The following is a 12,243-nucleotide window of genomic DNA, read 5'->3' as shown; positions in this document are numbered from 1 at the left end:
CCTGGCCTATGACTTTGATTACTCTACAATTTTGCGTGCTACAATAACCAAATCTTCCAATCCGACTTTGCCGTCACCGTTCATATCTGCTTTCTTCGCTTTCTCCCAATCAGGGCTTGCTGAAGTCTTGCCATACTGCGCTGCAACCATCGCCAGATCCCCGATCGTTATTTTACCGTCACCGTTGATGTCGCCTTGCGTTCCTTTCTTACCAATCTCGATATTTACGGAAGAGTTCGCTGCCGAAATTTCTTTACCCTGATCATCTGAAATGATTGCACTCTTAACGGCGATTGCCCCATTTACCGTTTGGTTAACTTCCTTCGCTTTAAAGGTTAATTCGAGGACGTCTGCACTGTTACTAATTCCATGGGTCGCACCTTCACTTGCTACAATAAAGCGAAGTTTACCTGGGGTGCTGTTGATTGAATCAATAACGCTTACCCCACTAATTAACGAACGCGCCTCAACGAATTCCATAACATCCGCTGCATACTCTAGGGCGATATCCTGCGCAAAAATCTTATCAGACAGATTCCGTAGTCCATATTGAACTTTGAACACTTCTCCTGGCTGAACTTGACTTGGCGCTGTCAAAGTAGAGGAAGATTTTAACTCACCGTCTGTTTCTGTTACGATAACCCGACTGGTCGCAGAGAAGCCCCCATCCATTGTCGTTGCCGTAATTACGGTCTCGCCTACCTTTAATCCCTTAACTAAAGCATGACCTTCTTGCTGTTCAACGGTTGCTACAGCTTCATCACTGCTGCTCCAGAGTACTTTTTTATTCGAAGCATTCAGAGGCTCTATCACAGCGTTCAATTCGCCCGTGCTGCCTACTTTAATCTCTAGCTGTTCTTTATCCATAGCGATGCCTGTGACTTTTACCGCTTCTGCCTCATCCTCCGTCTTGAACACATTGAGTTCGGCAGCAGAGGCAAAGGTACCCACGCCTTCTATAGCCTCAAGTCTCAAATATGTTGCTTCTACAGCTGTAAAGCGAACAATTTTTGTGGTCTGATCGAGGGGCCATGATCCATCTGCAATTTTTGTGAAATTCGTTCCGTCAACACTCGTGTACAGGTTATAGCTTGTAATCGTTCCATTGGTCCCAGATACTCTAGGTGAATAATTGAATTGATTAATGTTATATTTGCCTCCGAGGTCCAAAGTAATGGATTCCGGTAAGTGTGCCGGGGTCCATTTCGTATGCCAGATTGTAGACATATCTCCATCGAGTGCAAGACTCGCTTCACCTCCAGGCTGGAAGCTACTCGCCGTTGCAGTCATTTGCGATTGTGGAATTTGCGTGTTAGGCATATACACATTAATCGTCGAGGTTGCACTTTTTTTACTTCCATCCTTTGCGGTAGCAGTAATGATGGCTGTTCCCGCTTGAAGTGCAGTAACTTTTCCCGCCTGATCCACCGATACAATTTCCGGATGGTCAGAAGTCCAGAGCAGTGTCCGGTCCTGAGCATTTGCTGGTTTTACCTGAGCGCTAACAGTGCTTGACTGTCCTTTGTTCAGATCCAGCTTATTTGGCGTTAGTGTAATAGTCGAAACAAGTACACCTTCCTCCGGAACGATCGCACCCTCATCATCGACGCGAATGTTATCGACCACCAGCGTACCGGTTAACTCCTTTTGACTGTTCAGCTTGTTTTTGATAATGGCCAGATAGGCATCTTTCGCCCCTTCGGTTGTAAAAGATAGATCCAGCGTGTCGCGTCCTTCTTTCAAATTCTCACTCACCAGATCACGAACTACCCCATTCTCCTTCACTCGAATAGCCACTGTGTACATATCCGTCTCATCTGAATTGTAGTCCATCGTCAGATGGTAACGGTTATCCTCCTTCATTCGGAGCGTGTGAGGCAATGTACGCAGCCATTCACCGGTTGCATCTTCATTCGTTTTAAGCGACCAATTACCATCCAGAACATAATTCATGATCTGATTGTCACCTTTTTCAACTAAATGCGTACGAACTGGACCTATTTTAGAATAAACGAAGGGACCCCAGCCCTCATCAACGTTCTCGAAATCCTCGAACAATACAGAATTACCAGCGTCAGTCTTGGTTGGATTCTCCCATACTCTTACATCGTCAAAGGTTACAGTCGAACTTCCATCTTCTACATTCAAATAGAGATTGGCGGTCTCACTAACCGCATCAAAGGTAACCTTAATTCGCTGGAAGTTCGTGCTCACATATTTATGCTGCTGGGCTAAAAAGCCATGCTCTGTGTTATCCAGTGTATTGACAACCTTGTCAGCCCCTTGCTTCACACCGATTTCCACGGTGCGTTTCCCATCTACTTTCACCCATACTGATGCAGAATACGTCTTACCCGGTGTAAGTCCGGTAATCTCCTGCTGAATTACTGCATCACCAGGACCCTTCACTTGAAGCTGGTCATCGGCGTTACTGTTCTTCACAAATTTAATGTGATCATCACTTGCAGCTGTGGAAGATTTCTTCCAGCTACCGAATGTTTGGCTGTCAAAGCCCGGGTCCTTTACCGAACTCCCTTCGCCCCATACCATTTCCGGCTCTTCAGCAGCTGTTGTCTTATACAGGGCATAACCAATCCCCGGCTGCGCGGTAAGTGTGACTTTACCTCCAGTTACTTCTACACTGCCAACATGCTCACGTCCTAAATCTGTCAGCTTATATAACTGTGCCGTCGTTACGTTACTCCATGAGTCTGGAAGACTCCAAGTCGTTTGGCCACCCGCTGGATTCCAGTGATAGATTTTATCTTCTGTCTCAGGACTCCATGGAATAAAGACCGTACTGTCACTAATGTTGCTGCTATCTGTCATGATAGCGATTTCACGACCATCCTTACTTAAATGGATCTTACCGTCCTGCTTACGTTCAACTACAACCTTCTTTTCAAAATCGATACGGTTATCGGTCATCTTGATGATCGGGAAATGCTGCATATATTTTGTTGGTAGATTGTGATTGAAGAATGCCGCACTAGTTGATTGGTAGCTGTAGAATGGAGCACTGTTCTGCCAATAACCCACGCCTACCTGCTTATTCCCTTTCAGTAAAGGGGTTGTTAAGAAGCCATCCAGCGATTGATTCCGTAGGAAACGGGTAACCTTGCTATCGTCACCTTGGTTCGGGTACCCCGGATCTGTTCCCCAGTGAACCCAAGCTGCCTGCTCAAACAGAGGTCCTGCAAATTCTGTACCGAGCATCCAGCCGTTACCATTGATATAATCTGCGAGTTTCTTCGCATTGTAATCGGCACCATCATATACATCTACATATACAAAGGATAGGTTGTCGCCTGTGTCGCTTTTCAGCATATCCAGACGTCTTTTTAATTCACCGGATTCCACATCTTTGGTTTTGTTAACATAGAATGTTTGATCCAGCCAGCCCCAACCTTTACTCAATGGCTGATTCATATTTTCCATTTTGGTGCCGAAAGCATCCAGCGCGTATTCTGTTGCGTTTATGTGTACACCGCCGCGGATATTGTATTTCTTTCCTTCACTCAAAATATAATTAAAATCCTTCTCTCCACCCTGACGGATACCGATATGACCGCCGTAATCTGGGTGAGAGTCATCATGACCTTCCGCTTGATATCCTTTGAATAGAATCAGCTGTCCAAAGCCATCCGTGAGATTAGAGATCTTCTTCGCATTATCAAAAGCACGCAAGAACGGAGAGGTTGTAGTAGATCCGATGTTCATGCTGATATAAGAGATATTGTCCCTTATCATTTCACTGCCGGTTGGAGCATCCGTATTCTGACGATATACAATAGCTCCATCTTGCCAGTCAACAACTTTGTCTCCATTCGCATCTGGAGTCAGTACAACCTTAGCCCAAGGCAGTGGCTCCGGATCAAGCACAGTACTTCCACGATAAACCCATGAGCCTCCTGATAACGCTGCTTTCTTCGTATGGAGTGCTGTATCATCGCCTACCTTAATACGTACCTTATCAAAACCATTTACTACATTGGTGATTACACTCGCAGCTAAGACGTCGGAGTTAACGAATGCGTATGCACGACCCCCACTCACGTCTGCTACTCCTGTCTTAAGATCGTTAAATTCGTCCTGTACAACGTTCCAGCCCCCAGTTATCCGAACAGCTGTTTCCTGCGCTGTAGGCTGGGTTCCAATTACAGAGACAAGGTCATGATCAGGGAATTCGATCGTTCTCACTTTTTCAGTACCATTCTCTTCAATGCTGGCCACTTTGAACTGAAGAATGTTATCCTGAACCTCCATCTCAACTTTGAGGTTCACTTTAATTTCTGGAATCTGAAGCGTGTAGGCTGCAGTCTCACCATGAGTGGCATCTGCTGCTTTTTTACTAAAATCAGAAGCGACTACGAAATAGGACTTCTCGTTGATTTTTATCTCATTAAATCCATTTAACTGTCCATACATTTCCGCGCCGCTGTCTAACCATGTGTATTGTTTAACCCGTGGGAACTCTTTATCGATTTCAACCTTCATCGTATCCGAGCTTAAAGTTTCTGTAATCGTAATCGGCCTCGGTACTGGATCAGTGGATACAATTGGAGTTACCTTCACATCGTCAATCCATAGGGTCTTGTTATTAAACCAGCTGCGTAGTCCAATCTTCCCTGCACTTGTCGATAATGAGGGAAGACTTGTCGTTAGCACGTTATTGCCATCGATCGATAAAGCTACGCTACCTTTCTCATATCGCAATTTGAGGGTATACTGTTGGTCAGCAGCAAAGGTAAAACTAGGAGCCGTAATATTTCCATACGATTCCGTCCCTCCTTTCATTGCATCCCAGCCCCAAGAACCCGCATCATATTGGATAACATTGTAGTTATTGCTATCGACGAATCGGTAGACCAGTCCAAATCGTGTGGCAGGCTGACTAAATTTTAACTTTACCTCATATTCAGCATTGGCAACCTGAGGTGAATCTTGGTCTGCTAAAATAACAACCCCTTGTGTCACCGCCTTAACTGCACCTTGATCCGCCGAAAAAGTAGTGGTCCCCTTAGCTGCAGCCCATCCGTCGATGTTGCCATCATTGTAATCTCTGAAATACACGTCCGATTCTTGAGCCGCGAATACGGCTGCCGATGGCAAGCCAAGCTGTACCCCTAGCAACAACGTCAATAGCAAGCTAAACGCTTTGTACCGTTTTCTCATCTCTACGACCTCTTTTCACTTAAATATAAGTAGAATGAACATTATCAATTCACATATTTCCTTTAATTGTATGTTTTTTACATCACAAGGACATAATGAGCCCTCCTTCCATAAGAAGGTGCGTCATTATATGTTTTTTTGTATTACTTGGAATTTAACAATCGCTTGATAACAGCGGCTGATTCCGCTCTTGTAGCAGATTCTTTGGGTGCAAATGTAGTCTGAGTTCTACCTTTCATTAATCCAGATTTCAAGGCAAAGCCCACCGACGCTTTAGCCCACGGGCTTATTTTACTATCATCTTTAAACGTGGTAGTGGAATCTGAGGCCATACTATCGACCTTTACACCGGAAGCATAAGCTTTCGCTCGCATCAGCATCGTTGTCATTTCTTCACGAGTAATGCTTTTTTCCGGAGCAAATTTCGTCTTGGACAAACCACTAATAATTCCGGCCGCATAAGCTTTCTTTACCGTATCCTCGTACCAAACTCCTGATTTCACATCCGTAAACGGATTACTTCCAGAACCTTCTGTAAGATCTAATGCTCTGGCTATAAGAGCTGCGAATTGTGCGCGAGTGATGTTATTATTCGGGACAAAGCTGTCGGCATCCATGCCTTCAACAATTCCTTTAGTGACCATTTCCATGATATCTTGCTTCGCCCAATGTGAGACGATGTCGCTGAAAATCTTGGTGAATGTTGAGGATTGATTCGGGGTAAATTCCTGATCTTTCAGATTACGATCAAGAACTTTTAATGCGGTCCATTTTACTGCAGTTGTACCAGCCCTTTTAGCTTTAAAGGTAATCGTGGCAATGTCCAAATTACCCTTCTCACCATTCACATTTCCGATCTTGGTATGGGCTATCGTAATTTCATTGTTTTTAACGATTGGAGATACAGAAAAGCCTTTGATCTTCGTTTCTGCTTTTACAATCTCAAGCACTTTCGGGTCAAAATTAAATTTAGCTTCATATGCGTATAAGTCTTGAATATCTTTACCCTTTAATGTAACGGTGAACGTAGAATTAGCAGATTCAGTAGCTGATGTCTGCATCTCGAAGTCAGAGACTTTTTCAGCATGGACTGTACTCAACCACATGGAAGAACATAACGTACAGATTAGTGCGAATGTGAATCGTTTGCGTCTCATAAGAACATCCCTTCACCCGTGAATTTTAACTCCCCCCTATCATATGGATTTTGAAATCGGATACACATGATTTATTTTGTTCAACATTGATTATTTTTGTTATTCATTCTCTCTGCGATAAGCTAAAGGACTAATTCCTGTGATTTTTTTAAAAATACGACTGAAATGTTCTGGATTCACGTATCCTACTTGCTCAGATACCTCGTATATTTTCATTCCGCTTTCCAGCGCCTTTTTAGCCTTCTCGATTCGCAGATTCGTCAGAAACTGAATGAAATTAACACCTATTTCTTTGGAAAATTGTTTACTTAAATAGCTCTCGCTTACACCGACAATCTGACTAATATTCGACAAATGGACATCTTCGTTAAAGTTTTTCTCTATGAGCTCTTTCGTTTTAGCAACAACAGGGCTAAGAAAGCATTCCTTGGGTTGATCTTTCGGATGCAGCTTTTGATGCAGATGTTCCAAGAACAGTCGGCACCAATGCACCGTATTCTCCCAGGTTTCCTGCTTATAAATATGATCCGTGATGGGATAAGGCAGCTTATCATGAAGCTTTTCCCAAGAAACGCCTTTTTGATAAATTAATGCGCTTGCCTCCCAAGTCATATCGACTACATCTGATTTGATAAGCTCAGGTGAACAAGGGTATCGCTGAATCAACAAGTTACAGCAGTGTTCATAGACCTCCTGCCATTTCATTAAATCCGGATCACTTAATGACTTCAGCATTTCGGTTCTAGCCAAATACCATGCTTCTTTCCAGTCACTTTCCTTAATAGATGGACGTCTTTCAGCTTCCGGATAATATAATCGATTGTACCCCTGGTAGAAACTCAACCCTGCTAATCGTTCAGCTTGGCGGAATAATCGGTTCCACTGCTGATGACCATCCACAATATCACTGATGCCCATAGATAGCTTCAAATTAATGAATTGCTTTAATCTCATGCTCACCTCAGACAAGATTATGTCTGTCAATCTACGGATGGCGATGATGCTGCATTGCTCTGGAAAAGAGAAGAACAAAACATAATGCCTGTCATCATATCTGCATACTTTGCAGATCCCTTCACTTCTACTTCGATTCGTTACCGTTCGTATCGTCTGCATAATCATACGGTGTGAATCTTCAAATTGAACGGTATCTGATAGCCTAAGAAGCGCAACCTCCAGATTTTTTTCCCCCATATGCTTTCGAACAAGCTCCAACGAAGGCGTTATATCATCATCTGTCACTTCTAAAGAATCCGATAGGCAAAGTCGATGCAGAACGGAACAGATCGAAGCTTCTACGTCTTCTAATGTTGATACTGTCTTTGAAGAGCTTTGCCGCCGCTTCAATTCATCCACAGTCTTAGTCAGTACCGGTGCAATATAAGTTTCATCTAACTTGGCTTTAACAATGTAATCAAAGGCGCCGAGCACAAAGGAATCTCTTACAAAAGAATAATCTCCGTATGCGCTAAGCATGATGGTTAACGGTTGATTCGAAAAAGTAGTGTTATTCAGTGCTTCGAGTAGCTCTACTCCATTCATATTTGGCATTTGAATATCCGCCAGAACTAGATCCACATCCTGATGGATTTTCAGCATATTTAATGCCTCCTTACCATCTCCTGCTTCCCCTGCAATCTCAAAATCGGTCGAAGCAATGGATATATACTCCCGGAGGGCTAACCTAGCTAATGGTTCATCATCAACAATGAGAGCTTTAAATTTCATCATAAATCCCTCCATAATTGATCTATAGGATTACCTCAAAGCCTCAACCGCTACCTCCCAATCATCATTCAATTTTTCTTGAATATCGGACACCTCAGCACCTGAAAAAATTTCTTGTGCAGCCTTCTTTTCATCAAACTGTATGGCATTTTTTACTTTTTCAAACTTCTCATCGATCCCCAGGTACATAAACGGCTCAAAGGGGTGCTTCTCTTGAACATTGTTGAAGAACGGCAGGAATGATTCAATATTGATCACTGTCGATGAATTTTGCGAATAATTAATATACACTTGGTAAACATCCCGGCTAAATACCCACTCCAAAAATGCTTTAACTTCTTCCGTATTTTTGGAATTTTTATTGATCGCCATATATTGATCTGGCATAGTGATTGCCTGCAAACGCTCTGAAGTTGTCTCTCTCCAGGGCAATGTGAACGCATCTAAATCTTTATCATCCTTCATTTTGGATAAATGATCTCTAAGGTACCACTGACCGAGTGCAAGCATAGCCGCTTTATTATTTTGAAACAGCAGCGTTGCCTGATCCACACCAATATTGAGTGCATCGGGCCCTGCTAGTTCATTCTCTGCTATTTTCTTAATCATCACTGCTGCTTTCTCGAAAGGAGAACCTTTTCCGAAAGGGCGTTTTGTCTGTGCGATTGAAGATAAATAATTCTCATCCTTGGATAGTAGAGGTGGTCCGAACTCAGTGAAAGGATAAAACGTCCAATTCTCTTTCCCGCCAATCGCAATCGGAATATATTTGCCATGCGCTTTAATCTTCATCATCACATCCATAAATTCATCCATCGTTTGCGGAATCTCTACGCCGGCCTCTTGAAAGATACTTGGATGGTAATAGACATATTCAGAGAAGGATACAAGTGGTAGACCAAGAATGGAATGATCTAATCTAGCGGGATATTTATTGTTTTTTGCTGCGGTTAATCCATCCAGTGGAAGAAGTACTGCTTTGTAAGTGAGTAGGTCATCTGGCTTCAGGTAAAAAATATCCGGCAAATCATTGGCTGCTAAACGAACCTTTAAATACTGACCGCTATTATCGGGAATTGTCTCTACTTCAACCGTTACATTAGGCTTAATTTTAGAGTAGTCTCTTACCTTTTCCGTCCAAAATTTGATATCTGTCTTCGCTTCCCACATGCCGAATTTTATTTTAATCGGTTGATCCAGATTCACCTTTCCCTGTTGTTGCTCTATTGCCCCTCCTTTGGGACTGAACTTACTTAAAGAGAAGAAGCCACCTACAAAAATAAGAGAAATGATCCCTATTAAAGACACACGGAGTATTATTTTCACTTCTATTAATCACAGCCTTCGAAAAAAGTTTATACCATCATACCTCCTCTGAAGTTACACATGAATGATGTTTTCCCTCTGGACTATGATCTTTTATGATCCTCCGCAGCATTTTGCTTCATCCTCCCTCCCCTAACAACTGATCCTGCATCTCTTCCTCCGGCGTGTCGATCAACGGTAGTCTTATCGATACTATCGTCCCCTGAGGTTTATTCTTCTCGTACTTTAAACCGTAACGCCTCCCGTAATGTAGCTGAATTCGCTTATTAACGTTACTGTTTCCCATACCACTGAAAGAATGCTGATGGCGTATACCATCGCTGTCATATTCCTGAGCATCCATATCCAACATGCCTACACCATTATCAGCTATAGTTATAAGAAGATCTTCCGCTTGTTTGCTCACTATGATTTCGATGATACCAGGATAGTCAACATTCTTTAGTCCATGAATAATACTGTTTTCTAAAATAGGTTGTAGTAGCAATTTCAATATATAATAACCTGCTAAATCCTCATCTACTTCCCATCTCGTTTGAATGGGTCTACCAAAACGAATCTCCATGATATACAAATAATTCTTTAAATGATCTATTTCCTCATCAATCGTAGTCAGAATTCCACCTCGATTAAAAGAAGAAGCCAGTAGACGAGTTAGCGCATGTGTCATATTCCGTATGTTATCTGCTTTACTGATTAAAGCCATAAACTTGATTGAATTGAGCGTATTTATTAAAAAGTGTGGATTGATCTGCGACTGAAGTGCTGCAAACTCCGCCTTTCGCTTCTCCACCTCTTGCCTTTCATGATGGTAGAGCAGATCCTGAATACGTTCCGTCATGTGATTAAAAGAATGCCCAAGCTTAATTAGCTCCAGGCTGCCGGTTCTCATAAATTTAGCGTTTAAATCACCTTCAGTAACCAGATCCATTTGCCGGAGAAGCTCATTTAACGGCTTAGTAACATTAGATACAAAGTAAAATGAAACAAGAATAAATGCTAAGATGATCATCAATGCAAACACCCAGACGATATAATTCACACTAAGGTAATTGGCTGTTAGATCAGCATATGGAATAGACTGTACAAGCCACCATCCAGTCTGATCAATCTTGGCGTAGGTTATCAAATTTCTATCTTCACCATTAACATCCACAACGTACCCTTTTTCCTGCGGCCCACGATTTGCGAACCAGTGCATTTGGAATTCCCCTCCTCTAGAGGCAAGGGTATTGGATGAGATAATTTGACCTTCCTCTGTGACGATGAAAAGACTGGATTCCGTATTATCACGTGACTGCAAAATATGATCAAAGGCACTACTCTCAAACGTAAAAAGAATCATTTCTAGCTGGGATAAAGGATTGATTACACTTGGAGATAGGGCAGCAACCATATTGTAAGGATTGTAGTTACCATATAAAATATTGGGCATCATCCCCAGAAAATGAACGCTATCGGGATTATTTAGCACCTGCCCATACCACGTTTTTTGGCGAAAATAAGAATCATCCAAATTCAAGTTCTTTAAGTACGAATAGGATTGATGATCTTTAAATAGGAAGTTCACCGACAGTACTCGTCCTGAGATGGATGCCGTGTACTTCTCTATTAAGACCTTTAGCTCATAGTAAGCCTGCTGTTTCTCGACTCCACTCTTACGATTAATTTCATAAAGCTTTGCCATCACGTCCCTGTCCATACCGATAGAAGCAAATAGTCCCGTCAACCTCCTTATTTCCTGACTAACGGAATAGGAGATCGCTTGAGCCGTTTGCTGAGATCGTGATGTATTTTGCTGAAGAATATCTCGCTTATAAATATTTAGAATAATGATGGAGAATAAGATGATCGGCAGAATGACTACCAGTATAAAAAAAAGCCTTAATGTGCTAGACATCCGCCAATTTTTTCTCATAAGTTCCCTCCCCTTTAAAAGATAACTTATAAACGCTTACTTCTACCTCACCATGAATATTGAACAACATATTCCCTTAAATTTGTGCTACTTCCTGCATGGCGACAAAAGTACTCAGAATATTACACATTCAAATTTACTTCACAAATAAATCCGAGTTTATTTTCATCTTTCGACATCGCTTACGAGCTAATTCAAAATGAAAAAGAGCCGACACTATTGTAGAAAGTTCTACTTTAGGATCAGCTCCTTTAGTTCGGTCAATCGTCTTTTCAAACAATATTCATTTGCATAAAATAATTTAATTTGATAGTATAACTGACGAACGTTCGTTAATATCGAGGTGATTTTTTTTGAAAAGTAAAGAAATTAAAGACATTGCTTTGAAATGTTTCACAACTCATGGATATGAGGGGGCTTCTTTGTCTCAAATTGCTGAGCAAGTCGGGATGAAAAAACAATCTCTTTATGCCCATTTCAAAGGGAAGGATGATCTTTTTCTGCAAGTTCTACAAGATGCCAAAGAGACAGAAATCTCATCCAAACTACAATATTTGAGTAAGGTAGGGACTCATAATCCTAAAACAGATTTATTAGGATATCTGCAATTGGTCATTGATATGTTTCAAAAGAACGAGCAGTTAAAGTTTTGGCTGCGTATCTCTTTTTTTCCACCGCCCCATCTTGCTAAAGCGATTGATGAAGAAGTAATCGACACAGAGAAAAAGATTCAACCCGTACTTGAAAGTAAATTCCAAGCTTGGATCGATGCCAAAGTCATCATGGAAGATGCTGCCTCCATCCCAACGCTTGCCTTTTTAGGTGTAGTTGATTCGATCATGCTAGAGCTTGTGTATGGCAATAATGAAATCCGTTTAAATGAAAAACTAAATGCCTCATGGACCGTATTTTGGAGAGGTATTTCACAGCTTTGATTCT

Annotated in this window: 6 protein-coding genes; 1 reads left to right on the top strand and 5 read right to left on the bottom strand. The window is 41.9% G+C overall.

All coding sequences use genetic code 11. The annotated features are described in order from the left end of the window. Positions 1 to 18: 18 nt before the first annotated feature. The 5 genes from MKY19_RS09205 to MKY19_RS09185 form a co-directional block, all read right to left on the bottom strand. The gene (locus tag MKY19_RS09205; protein WP_339802137.1) at positions 19 to 5,175 is read right to left on the bottom strand and encodes an endo-alpha-N-acetylgalactosaminidase family protein; all 5,157 of its coding nucleotides are present in this window, start codon (positions 5,173 to 5,175) and stop codon (positions 19 to 21) included. 143 nt (positions 5,176 to 5,318) lie between these two features. Further along, positions 5,319 to 6,332: an S-layer homology domain-containing protein gene (locus tag MKY19_RS09200; RefSeq protein WP_339802135.1), complete on the bottom strand. Its 1,014-nt coding sequence runs from the start codon at positions 6,330 to 6,332 to the stop codon at positions 5,319 to 5,321. Positions 6,333 to 6,431: 99 nt separating this feature from the next. Continuing rightward, complete coding sequence (locus MKY19_RS09195; protein WP_339802132.1) at positions 6,432 to 8,063, bottom strand: helix-turn-helix domain-containing protein; 1,632 nt, start codon at positions 8,061 to 8,063, stop codon at positions 6,432 to 6,434. Positions 8,064 to 8,090: 27 nt separating this feature from the next. Further along, complete coding sequence (locus MKY19_RS09190) at positions 8,091 to 9,386, bottom strand: extracellular solute-binding protein (RefSeq protein WP_339802129.1); 1,296 nt, start codon at positions 9,384 to 9,386, stop codon at positions 8,091 to 8,093. Positions 9,387 to 9,504: 118 nt separating this feature from the next. Continuing rightward, positions 9,505 to 11,304: a sensor histidine kinase gene (locus MKY19_RS09185; RefSeq protein WP_076283298.1), complete on the bottom strand. Its 1,800-nt coding sequence runs from the start codon at positions 11,302 to 11,304 to the stop codon at positions 9,505 to 9,507. Positions 11,305 to 11,657: 353 nt separating this feature from the next. Here MKY19_RS09185 and MKY19_RS09180 point away from each other — a divergent pair, with 353 nt between their 5' ends. Further along, positions 11,658 to 12,239, top strand: coding sequence for a TetR/AcrR family transcriptional regulator (locus tag MKY19_RS09180; RefSeq protein WP_339802125.1), 582 nt, complete (start codon positions 11,658 to 11,660; stop codon positions 12,237 to 12,239). Positions 12,240 to 12,243 lie beyond the last annotated feature (4 nt).

The organism is Paenibacillus sp. FSL R5-0744, from assembly GCF_037972555.1.
GTDB lineage: Bacteria > Bacillota > Bacilli > Paenibacillales > Paenibacillaceae > Paenibacillus_AQ.
The sequence above is the reverse complement of the archived record's forward strand: the minus strand, read 5'-3'. Positions and strand labels throughout refer to the sequence as shown.

Coding starts and splice junctions, on each gene's coding strand:
- MKY19_RS09205 (WP_339802137.1), bottom strand. CDS start 5,175: ATGAGAAAACGGTACAAAGCGTTTAGCTTGCTATTGACGTTGTTGCTA.
- MKY19_RS09200 (WP_339802135.1), bottom strand. CDS start 6,332: ATGAGACGCAAACGATTCACATTCGCACTAATCTGTACGTTATGTTCT.
- MKY19_RS09195 (WP_339802132.1), bottom strand. CDS start 8,063: ATGATGAAATTTAAAGCTCTCATTGTTGATGATGAACCATTAGCTAGG.
- MKY19_RS09185 (WP_076283298.1), bottom strand. CDS start 11,304: ATGAGAAAAAATTGGCGGATGTCTAGCACATTAAGGCTTTTTTTTATA.